14 protein-coding genes are annotated in these 17489 nt (G+C 71.9%); 9 read left to right on the top strand and 5 right to left on the bottom strand.

Translation table 11 applies throughout. The features are described 5' to 3' along the window. Position 1: 1 nt before the first annotated feature. Positions 2 to 2689: a bifunctional acetate--CoA ligase family protein/GNAT family N-acetyltransferase gene (locus N538_RS23300; protein ID WP_036569104.1), complete on the bottom strand. Its 2688-nt coding sequence runs from the start codon at positions 2687 to 2689 to the stop codon at positions 2 to 4. 79 nt (positions 2690 to 2768) lie between these two features. Between N538_RS23300 and N538_RS0101370 the strand changes: the two genes are divergently transcribed. From N538_RS0101370 to N538_RS0101350, 5 genes are read left to right on the top strand one after another with little or no spacing between them, the layout of a single operon-like run. Further along, on the top strand, positions 2769 to 5243 hold the full coding sequence (locus N538_RS0101370) for a DNA gyrase/topoisomerase IV subunit A (RefSeq protein WP_028635802.1): 2475 nt from the start codon (positions 2769 to 2771) through the stop codon (positions 5241 to 5243). 4 nt (positions 5244 to 5247) lie between these two features. Then, positions 5248 to 5946 carry an LppX_LprAFG lipoprotein gene (locus N538_RS23295; protein ID WP_197025203.1) on the top strand — a complete coding sequence of 233 codons (699 nt, stop codon included), beginning with the start codon at positions 5248 to 5250 and terminating at the stop codon, positions 5944 to 5946. After that, a complete protein-coding gene (locus tag N538_RS0101360; RefSeq protein ID WP_028635801.1) occupies positions 5943 to 7697 on the top strand; it encodes an MFS transporter in 1755 nt (584 codons plus the stop codon). Before N538_RS23295 ends, N538_RS0101360 begins: the two co-directional genes overlap by 4 nt. A 22-nt stretch (positions 7698 to 7719) precedes the next feature. Next, entirely contained in the window at positions 7720 to 8211 is a 492-nt protein-coding gene (locus N538_RS0101355) for a beta-class carbonic anhydrase (protein WP_028635800.1), read from the top strand. A gap of 22 nt (positions 8212 to 8233) precedes the next feature. Then, complete coding sequence (locus N538_RS0101350) at positions 8234 to 9097, top strand: sulfotransferase (RefSeq protein WP_028635799.1); 864 nt, start codon at positions 8234 to 8236, stop codon at positions 9095 to 9097. Between the two features lie 84 nt (positions 9098 to 9181). Here the strand turns inward: N538_RS0101350 and N538_RS0101345 are convergent, their stop codons facing one another. Next, positions 9182 to 11170: a DNA gyrase/topoisomerase IV subunit B gene (locus N538_RS0101345; RefSeq protein WP_231496106.1), complete on the bottom strand. Its 1989-nt coding sequence runs from the start codon at positions 11168 to 11170 to the stop codon at positions 9182 to 9184. 515 nt (positions 11171 to 11685) lie between these two features. Between N538_RS0101345 and N538_RS0101340 the strand changes: the two genes are divergently transcribed. The 4 genes from N538_RS0101340 (at position 11686) to N538_RS0101325 (ending at position 14711) form a co-directional block, all read left to right on the top strand. Then, entirely contained in the window at positions 11686 to 11919 is a 234-nt protein-coding gene (locus N538_RS0101340; RefSeq protein WP_028635797.1) for a DUF7455 domain-containing protein, read from the top strand. A gap of 76 nt (positions 11920 to 11995) precedes the next feature. Next, positions 11996 to 12472 carry a DUF456 domain-containing protein gene (locus N538_RS0101335; protein ID WP_028635796.1) on the top strand — a complete coding sequence of 159 codons (477 nt, stop codon included), beginning with the start codon at positions 11996 to 11998 and terminating at the stop codon, positions 12470 to 12472. Further along, a complete protein-coding gene (locus tag N538_RS0101330; protein ID WP_028635795.1) occupies positions 12469 to 13302 on the top strand; it encodes an EamA family transporter in 834 nt (277 codons plus the stop codon). The genes N538_RS0101335 and N538_RS0101330 overlap by 4 nt, the downstream gene beginning before the upstream one ends. Before the next feature lie 26 nt (positions 13303 to 13328). Continuing rightward, a complete protein-coding gene (locus N538_RS0101325; RefSeq protein ID WP_231496103.1) occupies positions 13329 to 14711 on the top strand; it encodes a phytoene desaturase family protein in 1383 nt (460 codons plus the stop codon). 99 nt (positions 14712 to 14810) lie between these two features. Here N538_RS0101325 and N538_RS0101315 read toward each other — a convergent pair whose 3' ends face one another. From N538_RS0101315 to N538_RS0101305, 3 genes are all read right to left on the bottom strand, one after another. Continuing rightward, complete coding sequence (locus N538_RS0101315) at positions 14811 to 16283, bottom strand: RNA polymerase sigma factor (protein WP_231496105.1); 1473 nt, start codon at positions 16281 to 16283, stop codon at positions 14811 to 14813. A 205-nt stretch (positions 16284 to 16488) separates the two neighbouring features. Then, on the bottom strand, positions 16489 to 17064 hold the full coding sequence (locus N538_RS0101310; protein WP_028635792.1) for an HhH-GPD-type base excision DNA repair protein: 576 nt from the start codon (positions 17062 to 17064) through the stop codon (positions 16489 to 16491). Positions 17065 to 17069: 5 nt separating this feature from the next. Next, a complete protein-coding gene (locus N538_RS0101305) occupies positions 17070 to 17471 on the bottom strand; it encodes a universal stress protein (protein ID WP_028635791.1) in 402 nt (133 codons plus the stop codon). Between the last annotated feature and the right edge of the window lie 18 nt (positions 17472 to 17489).

The following is a 17489-nucleotide window of genomic DNA, read 5'->3' as shown; positions in this document are numbered from 1 at the left end:
CTCAGCTGGGCAAGGTATCGCCCGCCGGGCTGGGCATCCGGCGCACGAACCAGTCCGACCGCGGGTCGGTCACCGGGTCGACGCGGGCCGCCGCGGTCAGCACGGTCGCGCCGTCCGCCCCCGCCAGCACCAGCGACAGCTCGAGCGAGCTGACCTGCGGCAGGTCGTTCTGGAGCTGGGAGACCCGCTGGATCAGCCGCTCCACCTCGGCGACGTCGACGACCTCGCTGCCGCGGTAGCCGAACAGCATCGGCGCCGACTTGATCTCCCGAACCATCGAGGCGGCATCACGCTCCCCCAGCGGCGGGATCCGGTATGCCTTGTCGGCGAGCAGCTCGGTCAGCGGGCCCGCGATGCCGAAGGAGACGACCGGCCCGAAGAGCGGGTCCTCGATGCTGCGGATCGCCACGGGCACGCCGGGACTGGAGTTCTTCTGGACCACGAAGCCGGCCCGCTCGGGCTCGGTGATCAGCGCGGTCAGCGAGTCCCAGGCGTCCCGCATCTCCTCGACGTTGTCGATGTTGCGCCACACGTGGGCGAGGTCGGGCCGCTCGCGCAGGTGCTCCGCGGTCGCCTTGAGCACCACGTCCCACGCCAGTGCCTCCCCCGCGGCCTCGGCCTCGTCGCGGGTCGCGACCGGCCGGGTCTGCCACAGCTCGATGCCGTACGCCGCCAGCAGCTCGGTCAGCGGCTCCGCGCCGAGCTCGGTGCCGTCGGGGTTCTCGGCGAGCAGCTGGTTGACCAGCCGCTTCGCCGCCACGGCGTCCACCTCGGCCGGGTCGGCGGCAGCACCGTCGGGCGTGCGCAGCCACACGGCGTAGTCGACGACGCGAGCGAGCGCGCGCACCGCCGCCTCCACACCGGGGTACGACGGGACCGAGCCGCGGCCGGCCGTCGAGCCGGCGACGTCCGGGACCCGGAGCAGCTCCGGGACCCCCTCGGAGCCCAGGAACGAGGACACCAGCGGCTTGTCCGACTGCTCGCCCACCGCGGCGAGCACGTTCGCGACGTCCTCGCCGGAGACGTTGATCGGCGGCACGTAGACCGCGATCACCGAGTCGACCTCGGGGTCGTCGATCGCGGCGTCCAGCGCGTCCTCGAAGTCCTCCGCGCTGGCCTCGGCGCCGAGCGCGGTGGACTTGTTCACGACCAGGCCCACCGCCGCGGCGGCGTCCGCCGCCAGCAGCCCGAGGGCGTCGGAGTTGCCGACGATGGCGACCCGGCGGCCGCGCGGCAGCGGCTGGTGCGCGAGCAGCTGCGCCACGTCGAACATCTCCTCCAGGGTGTCGACCTGGATCACCCCGGCCTGCCGGAACATCGCGTCGACGGCAGCGGGGGGCGCGGCGATCTTCCGGACGGCGTGGCCCATCGGCACGCCCTGCGTCGTACGCCCGGACCGCACCGCGATGATCGGCTTGCGCAGCGAGACCCGCCGGGCGATCCGGGAGAACTTGCGCGGGTTGCCGATCGACTCCAGGTAGAGCAGCACCACCTCGGTGGAGTCGTCCTCCTCCCAGTACTGGAGCAGGTCGTTGCCGGAGACATCGGCGCGGTTGCCGGCGCTGACGAACGTGGAGAGGCCGAGGCCGCGGTTGTAGACCTTCTCGAGGATCGCCGTGCCGAGGGCGCCGGACTGGCAGAAGAAGCCGGCCCGCCCGCGCGGTGGCATCAGCGGCGACAGCGAGGCGTTGAGGGACACGTCGGCGGCGGTGTTGATGATGCCGAGCGCGTTCGGGCCGATCAGCCGCAGGCCGTAGGAGCGGGACAGGCCGACCAGCTTCCGCTGCCGCACGCGCCCCTCCTCACCGGTCTCGGCGAAGCCCGACGAGATCACGACCAGGCCGTGCACCCCCTTGGCCGCGCAGTCGAGCACCACGTCCTGCACCGACTCGGCCGGCACCGCGACGATGGCGACGTCGACGTCGTCGGGGATGTCCGCGACGGTCTTGTACGTCGGGAGCCCGCTCACCGCGCTCGCGCTGGGGTTCACCGCGTACACCCGGCCGCTGAAGTCACCGGTCACGAGGTTGCGGACCAGCGCCTGGCCGATCGTCTCCTGGCGGCGGCTGGCACCGATCACGGCCACCGAGCGGGGCTTGAAGAACCGCTCGATCGAGGCCGCCTCGGCCCGGTGCTCGCGGCTCATCATCACGCCGATCGCGGTGTCGGTCGGGTCGATCGGGAACTCCAGCTGGAGCACGCCCTCGTCGTACTCGCTGGCGACGCGGTAGCCCGCGTCGCGGAAGGTCTGGATCATCCGGGCGTTGTCCGGCAGCACCTCGGCGACGAACCGGTCCACGCCGCGCTCGCGCCCGGCCTGGGCGAGGTGCTCGAGCAGCAGCTGCCCGATCCCGCGGCCCTGGTGCTGGTCCTCGACCAGGAAGGCCACCTCGGCCTCGCCGGGCTTCACGACGTCGTAGCGCCCGACGGCGATGATCCGGTCCTGGAGGGTCAGCACGAACGCGACCCGGTCCTGGTGGTCGACGTGGGTGAACCGGTCGATGTCCCGCTCCGAGAGACGGGGCATCGGGGAGAAGAACCGGAAGTACTTCGACTTGTCCGACACCCGGCCGTAGAACTCGACGAACACGTCCCGGTCCTCCGGTCGGATCGGCCGGATGTGGGCGGTCCGGCCGTCGCGGAGCAGGACGTCGGCCTCCCAGTGCCTGGGTGCGTCGGTGCCGGTCACGCGGTGAAATCTAGCCTGCCGCCGTGACATCGGCGTGCCCGCGACATTTCCGTCGGCGCCGGTTGAGAGGATCACGGACATGGCACGGCGTAGCACGAAGCAGGACCTCCCCGACGACTTCGAGGAGCACATCCTCGACACCGACATCAAGCAGGAGATGGAGTCGTCGTTCCTCGAGTACGCCTACTCCGTCATCTACTCCCGCGCCCTCCCGGACGCCCGGGACGGGCTGAAGCCGGTCCAGCGCCGGATCCTGTACACGATGAACGACATGGGCCTGCGGCCCGACCGCGGTCACGTCAAGAGCGCCCGCGTCGTCGGCGAGGTGATGGGCCGGCTGCACCCCCACGGCGACGGCGCGATCTACGACGCGCTGGTGCGGATGGCGCAGCCGTGGTCGATGCGGCTGCCGATGATCGACGGGCACGGCAACTTCGGCTCGCCCGACGACTCCCCGGCCGCGATGCGCTACACCGAGTGCCGGATGGCGCCACCCGCGGTGGCGATGACTTCATCCATCGACGAGGACACCGTCGACTTCAAGCCCAACTACGACAGCCGCGAGTTCGAGCCGGCGGTGCTGCCGTCGGCGATCCCGAACCTCGTCGTGAACGGCACGACCGGCATCGCGGTCGGCATGGCCACCAACTGCGCCCCGCACAACCTGGTCGAGGTGGTCCAGGCGCTGCGGCACGTGATCGCCCACCCGAGCGCCTCGGTGGACGACCTGATGCGGTTCATCCCCGGGCCGGACCTGCCCACCGGCGGCAAGATCGTCGGCCTCGAGGGCATCCGCGACGCCTACGAGACCGGCCGCGGCACGTTCCGGATGCGCGCCACGGCCCGCGTCGAGAGCATCACCAACCGCCGCAAGGGCATCGTGGTGACCGAGCTGCCGTACGGCGTCGGCACCGAGAAGGTCATCGAGCGGATCAAGACGCTCGTGCAGGGCAAGAAGCTCCAGGGCATCTCGGACATCAAGGACCTCACCGACCGCGAGAACGGCCTGCGGCTGGTGATCGAGGTCAAGAACGGCTTCGTGCCCGAGGCGCTGCTCGAGCAGCTTTACAAGCTCACGCCGATGGAGGACACGTTCGGCATCAACGCCGTGGCTCTGGTCGACGGCCAGCCGCGGACGCTGTCGCTGAAGGAGATGCTCCGGGTCTTCCTCGACCACCGCTTCGAGGTGGTCCGGCGGCGCTCGGAGTTCCGCCGCAGGAAGGCGGCCGACCGGCTGCACCTCGTCGAAGGCCTGCTGGTCGCGATCCTCGACATCGACGAGGTCATCCAGCTGATCCGCGCCAGCGACAACGCCGCGGCCGCGAAGGAGCGGCTGATGTCGGTCTTCGACCTCAGCGAGATCCAGGCCGACTACATCCTCGACATGCCGCTGCGCCGGCTCACGAAGTTCTCCCGGATCGAGCTGGAGAAGGAGCAGGACGAGCTCCGCCGCACCATCGAGGACCTCGACGCGATCATCCAGGACGAGAAGCTGCGCTGGAAGGTCGTCGGCGACGAGCTCAGCGAGGTCGCGAAGACCTACGGCACCCCGCGCCGCACCGTGCTGCTCGAGTCGGCCGGTACGGCGGTCACCGCGACCGCCGTGGCCCTCGAGGTCGCCGACGACCCGTGCTTCGTCTACCTGTCCTCCAGCGGGCTGCTGGCCCGGACCGCCAACGCGGAGCAGCCCGGCCAGGGTGGCGGCCGCTCCAGCCACGACGTGGTGGTCTCGGCGGTGCGGGCGACCGCGCGCGGCGAGGTCGGCGGCCTGACCAGCCTGGGTCGCCTGGTCAAGATCGGCGTGCTCGAGCTGCCGCAGCTCCCCGACACCGCGAACGACCCGCACCTGGCCGGCGGCCTGCCGGTCAGCGAGATCCTGCCGCTGGAGAGCGGCGAGCGGCTGCTCGCGCTCTGCACGCTCGCCACCGACGGCCCGGGCATCGCCCTCGGGACCCGTCAGGGCATCGTGAAGCGGGTCAACCCGGAGGTCCTCGGCAGGGACGAGTGGGAGGTGATCCGGCTCGCGGACGGCGACGAGGTCGTCGGCGCGGTCGAGCTGACGACCGGCCGGGAGTCGCTCTGCTTCATCACCTCCGACGCCCAGCTCCTGCACTTCGGCGCGGACGCCGTACGCCCGCAGGGTCGCTCGGGCGGCGGCATCGCCGGCGTCCGGGTCGCCGCCGGCGAGCGGGTCGCGTGGTTCGGCGCGATCGACCCGGACGCGCCCGAGGGCTCGGTCGTGGTCACCGCCTCCGGCTCCTCGACGGCGCTGCCCGGCACCGAGCCGGGGGCGCTCAAGGTCACGCCGTTCTCGGAGTACCCGAGCAAGGGTCGCGCCACCGGCGGCGTGCGCTGCCACCGGTTCCTCAAGGGCGAGGACGCCCTGGTCGTGGCCTGGGCCGGTACGGCGCCGCCGCGCGCTGCCGCCGCGAGCGGGGCGCCCGTCGAGCTGCCGCCCGCGACCGGCAAGCGGGACGGCTCCGGCACGCCCGGGAGCCAGCCGATCGCGGCGATCGCCGGACCGGTGGCGCTGCGCGTGCGTGTGGAAGGGTGAGCGGGTGCTCCCTCCCCACCGGGTGACGTCGGCCCTCGCGGCCGGCGCCCTGCTCCTGTCCGTGTCCGCCTGCAACGGCGGCTCCAGCGGTTCCGACGAGGCGCCCGTGGACGTGCTGGCGGCGGCCAAGACCACCCTCGACGAGACCAGCGGCGTGGACCTCACGCTGCACACCGACAACCTCCCCGACGGCGTCACGGGGGTCGAGGACGCGCAGGGCGTGGGCACCCACGACCCGGCGTTCGACGGCAAGATCACCGTGGTCCTGAACGGCCAGGCCTTCGAGGTGCCGGTGATCGCGGTCGACCGCAAGGTCTACGTGCAGCTGCCGCTGACCTCGGGCTGGCAGGACATCGACCCGGTCGACTACGGCGCCCCCGACCCCGCGCAGCTGATGAGCCCCGACCACGGCTTCTCCTCGCTGCTGAGCGCCACCACCGCGCTCGAGAAGGGCGACAGCGTCCGCGGCGGGAAGGACAACAGCGAGGTCCTCACCGAGTACTCCGGCAAGGTCTCCAGCCAGGTCGTCAAGAACATCATCCCGACCGCCTCCGGCGACTTCGACGTGACGTACACGATCACCGACGACGACGAGCTCCGCGAGGCCCACCTCACCGGCGTCTTCTACCAGGACTCCGTCCCGATGAGCTACACGGTCACGTTCGAGGACTACGGCACCGACAAGGACATCAAGGCGCCATGACCCGGTCGCCGCGGGTGCTGCTCGCGCTCGCAGCGGTCGCCGTGGCGTTCGCGGCTGCGGACACCTACGTCGTGGTGCTCGCCCTGCCGGACATGATGGCCAGCGCCGGCGTCCCGATCGACCAGCTCCAGCGGGCCGCGCCGATCGTCTCGGGCTTCCTGCTCGGCTACGTCGCGATGCTGCCGCTGATCGGTCGGATCGCCGACCTGCGCGGCCGGGTGCCGGTGCTGGTCGCCGCGCTGCTGGTGTTCGCGATCGGCTCGCTGGTCACCGCGCTCGCCTACGACCTGCCGACCCTGGTGGCCGGTCGGTTCCTCCAGGGCGTCGGCGGCGGCGGCCTGGTGCCCGCGACCCTTGCCCTGGTCGCCGACCTCTACCCGGCCCAGCGCCGCGGGGTCCCGCTCGGCGTGGTGTCCGCCGTCCAGGAGCTCGGCAGCGTGCTCGGCCCGCTGTTCGGCGCCCTCGTGCTGGCGGTCGCCGACTGGCGGGTGATCTTCGTGGTCAACCTCGCCGTCGGGCTGGTGCTCGCCGCCGCGATCCGCACCCTCTCGGTCGGCGAGCGCCGTCGCGAGGGACGAGCGGCGGTGCACCGAGGCGTCGACTGGATCGGGCTGGCCCTCGCGCTCGTGGCCCTCGGCGCCGGGATCCTGGTGTTCACCCAGCCCGACGCCCTGATGCGCGACCTGACCTGGGGCCAGCTGTTCATCCCCGTGGCCGGCGACAGCCGGTGGCTGACCCCGCTCGGGGTGGCCGCGATCGCGGCGTTCCTGCTCCTCGTGGTCCGGTGCTGCACCGCGAGGCGGCCGCTGCTCGACCTGCCCGCCTGGTCCCGGACCGTGCGAGAGGCGGACCTGGTCGGTGCGCTGCTCCTGGCCCTGGCCCTGGCCGGGGTGATCCTCGCGTTCGCGACCGCGGACCCGAAGGTCCAGGTCTTCTCCGACCAGGGCATCTGGTACCTCCTCGGCGCGGCGGCGGCCGCGGTCGCCTTCGTCCTGCACCTGCGCCGGGCCGAGGCGCCGCTGGTGCCGACCGGCGCGCTCCGTCGTACGCCGGCCTGGGGAGCCATGCTCGTCAGCTTCTTCGTCGGCGCGGCGCTGATCGCGGCGCTCATCGACATCCCGCTCTTCGCCCGGACCACGGCGTACCCGAGCTCCCAGCTCATGTCGGCGCTGGTGCTGGTGCGGTTCCTCGTCGCGCTGCCCGCGGGTGCCGTCCTGGGCGGCTACCTCACCCGCACCTTGCCGGCCGGCGTCGTGACCGCGATCGGCATGGCCTGCGCCGCGACGGCGTTCCTCTGGATGGCGACGTGGGACTTCGAGAGCCTTGGCAGCGCCCTCGCGACGGTCCCGCTGCTGGTCGGCGGGTTCGGCTTCGGCCTGGCGCTCGCCCCCGTCAACGCGGCCGTGCTGGCCAGCACCGACGACGACGTGCACGGCCTCGCCAGCGCGTTCGTCGTGGTGTCCCGGATGGTCGGGATGCTCGTTGGGATCTCGGCGCTGACCACGATCGGCCTGCGGCGGTACTACCAGGAGCAGGCCGACGTCCCCACCGCGCGGGAGGTGTGCGGCGGGAGCTCGCGGTGCGACGAGTTCACGCACCTCCTCAAGGTCGCCGGCATCGCCCAGGAGCACACCGTCTTCACCGGAGCGGCCGTCTGCGCGGTCGTCGCCGGCGTCCTGGCCCTGCTGCTGTTCCGGTCGGCCGGGACCCGGGCCGTCTCGACCGGCGACCTGCTGCGCGCCGCGGGGTAGGCGTCGGCTAACGTCCCCAGACGTGAGTTTCGACGACCTGCTCGCCGCCAACCGCGAGTTCGCGGCCGACTTCGACCTGTCCGGGTTCGACGGCGTCGCCCACGCCGGCGTCGCCATCGTCACCTGCATGGACTCCCGCATCGACCCGCTGCGGATGCTGGGCCTCAAGGCCGGCGACGCGAAGATCTTCCGCAACCCCGGCGGCCGGATCACCCCCCAGGCGATGGAGGCGCTGGTCCTCGGCGTCCACCTGCTCAACGTCGACCGCATCCTCGTGGTCCCGCACACCCGCTGCGCGGTCGCCAGCAACACCGAGGCCGAGCTCCGCGAGCGGGTCGCCGCGAGCGCCGGTCAGGACGCCTCGTGGCAGCCCTTCAACGTGATCGCGGACCAGGAGGCGGCCCTGCGCGAGGACGTGCAGAAGCTCCGCTCGCACCCGCTGGTCCCCGACACCGTCGAGATCGGCGGATTCATCTACGACGTCGACACGGGGCTGCTCGACCAGCGGGTCTGACGGCGCCACTACCCTTCGGCTCGTGACGAAGACCTTCCTGCTCGGGGCGGGCTGCCAGAAGGGCGGCACGACGTGGCTGTACCAGTACCTGGCCACGTCTCCGCAGTTCACGCACGGGTACCGCAAGGAGTACCACGTGCTGGACTCGCTGGACCTGCCGTCGGAGGGGGTCGCCCGCAAGCGCCTGCTGGGGCGGGCCGCCGAGCAGGTGACCTCCGACCCGGAGCCGGGCAACCGGCTGGCGGCGACGTCGGCGCACCGGCTGAGCATGTTCCTCGACCAGCAGTTCTACTTCGACTACTTCACCGGCCTGCTGCACCGGACGCCGCGGACCAGGCTGGTCGCCGACATGACGCCCTCGTACGGCATGCTCCCCACCGAGCGGTTCGAGGCCGTCCGCGCCGGCTTCGACCGGCGCGGGATCAGCACCCTGCCCGTGTTCCTGATGCGCGACCCGGTGGAGCGGATCTGGTCCCAGGTGCGCATGCACGCGCGGCTGTACGAGCGCCACGAGGCCGCCCGCACCCGGTCCGCGGAGTTCGTCCTGGCTCAGTACGCGCGACCGGCGTACGCGAACCGCACGGCGTACGACGAGGTGATCCGCAAGCTCGACACCGTGTTCGGGCCGGACCGCGTGTACTACGGCTTCTACGAGACGCTCTTCACCGAGGAGGAGATCCTGAGGCTGTGCGGGCTGGCCGGCATCGACTACGTCGAGCCCGGCTTCGAGGAGCGCGTGCACTTCTCCCCGAAGACCTCCGAGCTGCCCGACGACACCGTCCGCACCGTGGCCGAGCACTACCGGGGCGTGTACACCGCGGTCGCCGAGCGGTTCCCGGGCGTCCCTCTCACCGAGATCTGGCCGAGCAGCCGTTACCTGCTGTGAGGGTCAGGAGCGCGAGTTCGGGCTGCGCTCCGGGCCGAGACGGAGCTCGGCACGGACCCGGTCCGCGTCGACCTTGCTAGACGCTCAGGCGTCCAGGGCCTCCACGTCGACCTCGTACGCGCCCTGCACGATGAACTCCTTGCGCGGGGCGACGTCGGAGCCCATCAGCAGCTCGAACACGTTCGCGGCCTCGTCGGCGTCGTCGATCGTGAGCCGGCGCAGCGTGCGGTGCCGCGGGTCCATCGTGGTCTCGGCCAGCTGGTCGGCGTCCATCTCGCCGAGGCCCTTGTAGCGCTGGACCGGGTCCTTCCACCGCACGTTCTTCTTCTTGAGCTCGGCGAGGGTGCGCTGCAGCTCGTCGTCGGAGTACGTGTAGACGTACTTGTCCATACCCTTCTTCGGGTTCGAGAGCTCGATCCGGTGCAGCGGGGGCACCGCCGTGTAGACCCGCTTCTCGGTGATCAGCTCGGGCATGTACTTGTAGAACAGCGTGGCCAGCAGGCAGCGGATGTGCGCGCCGTCGGAGTCCGCGTCGGCCATGAAGATGATCCGGCCGTAGCGCCGTGCCTCGAGGTCGAAGGTGCGGCCGGAGCCGGCCCCGACGACCTGGATGATCGAGGCGCACTCGGCGTTCTTGAGCATGTCGCCGACCGAGGCCTTCTGGACGTTGAGGATCTTGCCGCGGATCGGCAGCAGCGCCTGGAACTCGGAGTTCCGGGCCAGCTTGGCGGTGCCGAGCGCCGAATCGCCCTCGACGATGAACAGCTCGGTGCGCTCGTTGTCGGTCGCGCGGCAGTCGGCGAGCTTGGACGGCAGCGCGGAGGACTCCAGCGCGTTCTTCCGCCGCTGGGTCTCCTTGTGCTGGCGGGCCGCGACCCGAGTCTTGGCGGCGCCGGCGACCTTCTCCATCACCAGGCGGGCCTGCGCCTTCTCGGCGCGCTTGGTGGAGGTGAGGAACTTCTTCAGCTCCGCCGCCACCACTCGGCGTACGACGGTGCGCGCGGCCGGGGTGCCGAGGATCTCCTTGGTCTGGCCCTCGAACTGCGGCTCCGCGAGCCGGACCGCGACCACGGCCGTCATGCCCTCGAGCACGTCGTCCTTGATCACGTCGTCGTCGTTGACCTTGAGGACCTTCGTGGCCTTCATGGCGTCGTTGAACGTGCGGGTGACGGCCTGGTCGAAGCCGCTGACGTGGGTGCCGCCCTTGGGGGTGGCGATGACGTTCACGAACGACCGCAGCGTGGTGTCGTAGCCGGTGCCCCAGCGGACCGCGACGTCCACCTGCAGCTCGCGCTCGACCTCCTGGGGCGTCATGTGGCCCTTGTCGTCGAGCAACGGCACGGTCTCGGTGAACGTGTCCGCGCCCTGCAGCCGCACGATGTCGGTCACCGGCTCGTCCGGCGCCAGGAAGTCCGCGAACTCCGCGATGCCGCCGTCGTGGCGGAACTTCTCCTCGACCGGGTCCGGGCCGCGCAGGTCGCGGATCACCAGCTCCAGGCCGGGCACGATGAACGACGTCTGCCGGGCGCGACCGATCAGGTCGTCGTAGAGGAACGTCGCGTCCTTGGTGAAGATGCGGCGGTCCGGCCAGAACCGGATCCGGGTGCCGGACTTCCCCTTCGCGACCCGGCCGCCCTTGCGGGTCAGGCCCGACCTCGGCTCGAACGGCGCCTCCGGGCCCTCGCCGGTGAACACCCCGGGCGCCCCGTGCCGGAAGGACAGGCCCTGCTCGGACGGCGGACGCTGGACGTCGATGTCCATCCGGGCGGACAGGGCGTTGACGACCGAGAGGCCGACGCCGTGCAGGCCGCCGGTGGCGACGTACGAGCCGCCGCCGAACTTGCCGCCGGCGTGCAGCTTGGTGGCCACGACCTCGACGCCGGGGAGCCCGGTCTTCGGCTCCTTGTCGGTCGGGATCCCGCGGCCGTCGTCGTGCACCTCGGCCGAGCCGTCCGGGTGGAGCGTCACCTCGACCCGGTGCGCGGCGCCCGCCAGCGCCTCGTCGACGCCGTTGTCGATGATCTCCCACAGGCAGTGCATGAGGCCGCGGGTGTCGGTGGAGCCGATGTACATCCCGGGACGCTTGCGCACCGCCTCCAGTCCCTCGAGGACGAGGAGGTGTGCCGCGTTGTACGTGTTGTCGATCGTGGGGCTCCTGCGACGAAATCCGATGGTGCCGTGCACACCGAATCTACCCGCGACACGCCGGACACCGATGAAGGCTCGCCTGCCCGGGGCGGGTCTAGCGTGGGAAGCACTTCCCCGCAGCACCACCAGCACCACCCGGCACCACGACGCACCACCACGCAGGGCCAGCGCAGCGACACGGAAAACCCGGGGAGGGTCACGATGTGGACACGATCGGCACTCGGGCGCCGCGATCTGCAACGCGAGCGTCCGAACCCGCGTCACACTCATCAGACGATGTCGTCCCGTTCACAACTGGGCATCCGTTGCATGGAAAAGCCGGGGAACGGGAAGAGGACACATGATTGGATGACGTGTCCGGCACCACGAAGGAGCGGGAATCTTGGACCCGGTCAGTACGTTGAGCCAGACACCGAGGCAGTAGAAGAAATGAGGCCGATGTGACCACTGCAGTTGCCCCCAACTCCGCCGCGCTGAGCGCCGCGGACCGATGCGACCGTTGCGGAGCCCAGGCCTACCTCCGCGTAGAGCTCCAGTCGGGCGGTGAGCTGCTCTTCTGCGCCCACCACGCCCGCGAGCACGGAGACAAGCTCAAGGAGATCGCCGCCAACGTCATCGACGAGACCCACAAGCTCTCGAGCACCCGGGCCATCGCCCCCGACGACGAGGTCTGATCCCGAGACTCCTCCACCGAGGCCCCGGACGCGAGTCCGGGGCCTCGGTGCGTCCGGACCTGCCTAGGCTCTCCCCGTGACCGCCGCCGAGCTCATCGTCGCCCTCGTGATCGCCGTGGGACTGGTCGGCATCCTGGTGCCGGTCCTGCCCGGCTCGATCCTGGTGGTCGCCGGCATCCTCGGCTGGGCGGTGCTGGTCGGCGGGCCGACGGCGTGGGCCGTCTTCGCCGTGGCCACCGCCGTCGTGGTCGCCGGTGCCGTCGTCAAGTACGTCGTACCCGGCCGCAACCTCCAGGTCGCCGGGATCCCCGCCACGACCCAGTGGATCGGCGCGCTGGTCGGGGTCGTCGGGTTCTTCGTCGTCCCGGTCGTCGGGCTCTTCCTCGGCTTCGTCCTCGGGGTGTACCTGGCCGAGCTGGCCCGGGTCGGGTCGCGGCAGGCGTGGCCGTCGACCGTGCACTCGCTCAAGGCGGTGGGGCTGAGCATCGTGATCGAGCTGGTCGCCGCCCTGGGAGCGACCGCGGTCTGGGCGTACGGGGTGCTCGCGACGTGAGCATCCTGCTCTCCCTGTGCGCGGCGCTCTCCTACGGGCTGAGCGACTTCAGCGGCGGGCTGCTCTCCCGGCGCGGCGGGGCCTGGGCGGTCGCGCTGGTCACCCAGCTCGCCGCCACCGGGCTCGTGCTGGTGGTCGCGGCGTTCGACGGCGGGTCCCCGACCGCGACCGACCTCGGCTGGGCCGTGGTGGCCGGCGTCGCGAACGGATTCGGCACGGCGTTCCTGTACCGCGGGCTCGCCTCCGGCCGGATGGGCGTCGTGGCCCCGGTCTCGGGCGTCGGCTCGGTCCTGGTCCCGGTCGTCGTCGGCCTGGTCAGCGGCGAGCGGCCGGGCGCCCTGGTCTGGCTGGGGGTGCTGCTCGCGCTGCCGGCGATCTGGCTGGTCTCCCGGGAGCCCGTCGAGTCACCTGGGTCCACCGGTGGCTCGGGGCTGGTGGACGGCGTGCTCGCCGGCCTCGGCTTCGGCGTCCTGTTCGCGGCGCTGGCCCAGATCCCCGCGGAGGCCGGCTTCCTGCCGCTCGCCCTCAACCAGCTGATCGCGGCCGGCGCGATCGTCATGGTCGCGATCCTGCTGCGCGAGAGCTGGGTGCCGCGGAACCGGTACGCCGCCGGCGGCGTGCTCAGCGGGGCGCTCGGCGCGTCCGCCACCGGCCTCTTCCTGGTCGCCACCCAGCACGGGTACCTCACCGTCGCCGCGGTCATCACCTCGCTCTACCCTGCGTTCACGGTGCTCCTCGCGGCCACCGTGCTCCGCGAGCACGTCCACCGCACCCAGGCCTACGGCCTCGCGCTGTGCGCGGGCGCCGTCGCGCTGGTCGCCGCCGGCTGAGTACCGGAACCAGGACTGGGCACCTGATGGGCATGGACGCGGTCGTCGTGGGGTCAGGCCCGAACGGGCTCGCGGCGGCGATCACGCTGGCGCAGCACGGTCTCGCCGTGACGGTGCTGGAGGCGCACGACGAGACCGGCGGTGGCGCCCGAACGGCCGAGCTGACCGTGCCCGGGGTGCTGCACGACGTCTGCTCGGCGATCCACCCCTTCGGGATCGGCTCGCCGTTCTTCCGCACCCTGCCGCTGGAGGATCACGGCCTGGTCTGGCGGTTCCCCGAGGTCGACCTCGCGCACCCCCTCGACGACGGCACCGCGGGCGTGCTGGTCAGGGACCTCGAGACGACCGCCGCCGGTCTCGGCGAGGACGGCGACCGGTGGCGTGCCGTCTTCGGCCCGGTCAGCGAGCAGTACGACGACCTGGCGCCCGACGTCCTCGGGCCGATCGTGCACCTGCCGCACCGCCCGGTGCTGCTCGGCAGCTTCGGGCTGCGCGCCGCCCTGCCGGCGACGGTGCTGGCGCGGGCGTTCCGCACCGACGCGGCGCGTGCCCTGTTCACCGGCGTCGCGGCCCACATCAGCCGGCCGCTGAACCGGCCGTCGACGGCCGCCATCGGCGCGTTCATGATCGGCGCCGGCCACCGGTACGGCTGGCCGGTCGCCGAGGGCGGCTCCCGCGCCATCACCGACGCGCTGGCCGGTCTCCTGCGCTCGCTGGGCGGCGAGATCCGCACCGGGGTGCACGTCCGCTCCATGTCGGACCTGCCCGACGCCCGGATCAGCCTGTTCGACACCACGCCGACGGCGTTCGCCGACATCGCCGGCCGGCCCCGGCCGCGGTGGCGCTACGGCATGGGGGCGTACAAGCTCGACCTCGCCGTCCGCGGCGGGGTCCCCTGGACCGCCGAGCCCTGTCGCCGGGCCGGCACCGTGCACGTCGGAGGCCGGTTCGAGGAGATCGCCCGCGCCGAGGCGCGCGCCGCCAAGGGTCGGATGCCGCAACGGCCGTTCGTGCTGGTCGGGCAGCAGTACCTCGCGGACCCGACCCGCTCCGTCGGCGACGTGCACCCGGTCTGGGCCTACGCGCACGTCCCGCACGCGTACGCCGGCGACGCGACCGGCGTGGTGCTGGACCAGATCGAGCGGTTCGCGCCGGGGCTCCGCGACCGGATCGTCGGGATGCACGTGACCGATCCGGCCGGGTTCGAGGCCTACAACCCGAACTACGTGGGCGGCGACATCGCCGCGGGCGCGGTGACGGTGCCGCAGCTCGTGCGCCGGGCGGCGTACGCGACCGGCGCCCCCGGCGCCTACCTGTGCTCGGCGTCGACCGCGCCCGGGCCGGGCGTGCACGGGATGTGCGGCCACCTGGCCGCCCGGCGCGCGCTGCGGGACCTCACGACGGGCTGACCGACGCCCGGTGGTTCTGCCCGTGGCCGGTCCCGAGATCTCCGCTGACGTGCTGCGCACCCAGGCGGAGGACTACCGGGTCCTGGGCTACGACCCGGCTCAGTCCAGGTAGTCGCGCAGGACCTGCGAGCGCGACGGGTGCCGCAGCTTCGACATGGTCTTGGACTCGATCTGGCGGATCCGCTCGCGCGTCACGCCGTACACCTTGCCGATCTCGTCGAGCGTCTTCGGCTGGCCGTCGGTGAGGCCGAACCGCATGCTGACGACGCCGGCCTCGCGCTCGGAGAGCGTGTCGAGCACGGCGTGCAGCTGCTCCTGGAGCAGCGTGAACGACACGGCGTCGGCCGGGACGATCGCCTCGGAGTCCTCGATCAGGTCGCCGAACTCGGAGTCGCCGTCCTCACCGAGCGGGGTGTGCAGCGAGATCGGCTCGCGACCGTACTTCTGGACCTCGATGACCTTCTCGGGGGTCATGTCGAGCTCCTTGGCGAGCTCCTCCGGGGTGGGCTCGCGGCCCAGGTCCTGGAGCATCTGGCGCTGCACGCGGGCGAGCTTGTTGATGACCTCGACCATGTGCACCGGGATCCGGATGGTCCGGGCCTGGTCGGCCATCGCGCGGGTGATCGCCTGGCGGATCCACCAGGTGGCGTACGTCGAGAACTTGTAGCCCTTGGTGTAGTCGAACTTCTCGACCGCGCGGATCAGACCGAGGTTGCCCTCCTGGATCAGGTCCAGGAACAGCATGCCGCGGCCGGTGTAGCGCTTGGCCAGGGAGACGACGAGCCGGAGGTTCGCCTCGAGGAGGTGGTTCTTCGCGCGCCGGCCGTCCTCGGCGATCCACTCCAGCTCCTCCTGGAGCTTCGCGGAGGTCTTGCCGCCCTTGGCGAGCTTCTCCTCCGAGAACAGGCCGGCCTCGATCCGCTTGGCGAGCTCGACCTCCATCTCGGCGTTCAGCAGCGGGACCTTGCCGATCTGCTTCAGGTAGTCCTTGACCGGGTCGGCGGTCGCGCCCGCGACCATGACCTGCTGCTCGGGCTCGTCGGTGTCGTCGGCGGCCGAGACGACGAACGTGGCGGACTTCTCGTCCTCCTCGATGCTCGGGTCGGTCGCGACGTCCTTCTCGAACTGCTCGTCGGGCAGGTCCGGGAGGACCTTCTTGCCGTCGGGGCCGACCGCGGCGGCCTCGGCGGCCGGGGTCGCCTCGGCGGCGGGCTCTCCCGCGGCGGCCTTCTTGGCCACGGTCTTCGTCGGCGCTGCGGCCTTCTTGGCCGGCGCGGCGGTCTTCGTGGCGGGGGCGGTCGCGGCCTTCTTGGCCGGCGCCTTCTTCGCCGCGGTCTTCGCGGTGGTGGTCTTGCGGGCCGACGTCGCCGCGACCGCGCGCGTGCTCGCCGGGATCTCGACCGAGATCCCCACGGAGCTCAGGTGGGCCAGCAGCGCCTTGAGATGGCGCGGCTCGACAGCGGCGTCCTCACTGGCCTGCCGGACCTCCTCGGGAGTGATGCTGCCGGTGGGCGCTCCTCGGTCGATGAGGGCCACGACGGCAGGGTGCGTGAGCACCTCGGCAGGGAGCATCTTGCGCGGGTTCGAGGACACGAACACCTCTCGTGAAACGACGGTCAACCAGTTCCGGGCGCGGCCCATCCCGGTGTCGTCAAGAGCCGCGGGGTTCATTCTGCCACGCTCACCCTGAGATCCGGACAATCCCCCCGATCCGGACCGGACCGGTCCTGACGAGCTCCCCCGCCCCTCGGTCACGGCCGGAGCGGACGAGCCCGCGTCAGCCGGTCTGGGCGGCCTTGGCCGCGGCCTTCTTCTGCTTCTTGAAGTCGCGCACCTTCTGCAAGGACGCCTGGTCGACGACGTCCGCGACCGAGCGGTACCCGTCCTCGGCGTACGCCCCGACAGCGACCTGCCAACCGTCCGGCCGGACGTCGAGCTGCTTGGCGAGCAGCGCCACGAAGATCTGCGCCTTCTGCTTCCCGAAGCCGGGCAGCTCCATCACCCGAGCCAGCAGCTCCTTGCCCGACGTCGCGTCGGTCCAGAGCCGCTCGGCGTGGCCGTCGTACCGCTCCTCGACGATCGAGGCCAGCGTCTGCAGGCGGGCCGCCATGGAGCCCGGGAACCGGTGGATCGCCGGCGGGGTGCTGCACAGCGCCGCGAACTCGACCGGGTCGGCGGAGGCGATGCGGGCCGGGTCCAGCGTGCCGAACCGGTCCAGGACCTTCGCCGGCCCGCGGAACGCGTGCTCCATGGGGTACTGCTGGTCCAGCATCATGCCGACCAGCAGGGCGAACGGGTCGTCGGTGAGGACCTGGTCGGCGGCGGCGTCGCCGGTGATCCGGATCGTGGCCATCGTGCTCAGTCGGCCTTGACCGCCAGCACCGGGCAGTGCGCGTCGAGGAGCACGCGCTGGGCGTTGCTGCCGAGGATCAGCTTGCCGACCGGCGAACGGCGGCGCAGGCCGATCACGATCAGCTCCGCGGCGTTGGCCTCGGCGATGCTGATCAGGTCCTCGGCGGGCTCGAAGCCCCGGACCAGCTGCCGGACGTCGTACTCGACGCCGGTGCCGTCGAGGACCTTGCGCACCGCGTCCATGTCGCGCTCGGCCTGGGTCGAGGCGTCCGCGTCGAAGTCGGTGCCGCCGCGGCGGGAGTTCACCACCACGAGCCGGGCGCCCCGGAGCTTGGCCTCCTCGACCGCCCGGTTCAGCGCGGCCTCACCCTCCGGCTTGGGCACGTAACCCACGACGACGGTCCCCATCGAGCCTCCCTGTCCAGG

Origin of the sequence: Nocardioides sp. URHA0032, assembly GCF_000620645.1 — a bacterium.
In the GTDB taxonomy this organism is placed as follows: domain Bacteria; phylum Actinomycetota; class Actinomycetes; order Propionibacteriales; family Nocardioidaceae; genus Nocardioides.
This window is presented reverse-complemented; position numbering and strand designations above follow the sequence as displayed.

Coding starts and splice junctions, on each gene's coding strand:
- N538_RS0101370 (WP_028635802.1), top strand. CDS start 2,769: ATGGCACGGCGTAGCACGAAGCAGGACCTCCCCGACGACTTCGAGGAG.
- N538_RS0101360 (WP_028635801.1), top strand. CDS start 5,943: ATGACCCGGTCGCCGCGGGTGCTGCTCGCGCTCGCAGCGGTCGCCGTG.
- N538_RS0101345 (WP_231496106.1), bottom strand. CDS start 11,170: ATGTACATCGGCTCCACCGACACCCGCGGCCTCATGCACTGCCTGTGG.
- N538_RS0101325 (WP_231496103.1), top strand. CDS start 13,329: ATGGGCATGGACGCGGTCGTCGTGGGGTCAGGCCCGAACGGGCTCGCG.
- N538_RS0101315 (WP_231496105.1), bottom strand. CDS start 16,283: ATGCTCCCTGCCGAGGTGCTCACGCACCCTGCCGTCGTGGCCCTCATC.
- N538_RS0101310 (WP_028635792.1), bottom strand. CDS start 17,064: ATGGCCACGATCCGGATCACCGGCGACGCCGCCGCCGACCAGGTCCTC.
- N538_RS0101305 (WP_028635791.1), bottom strand. CDS start 17,471: ATGGGGACCGTCGTCGTGGGTTACGTGCCCAAGCCGGAGGGTGAGGCC.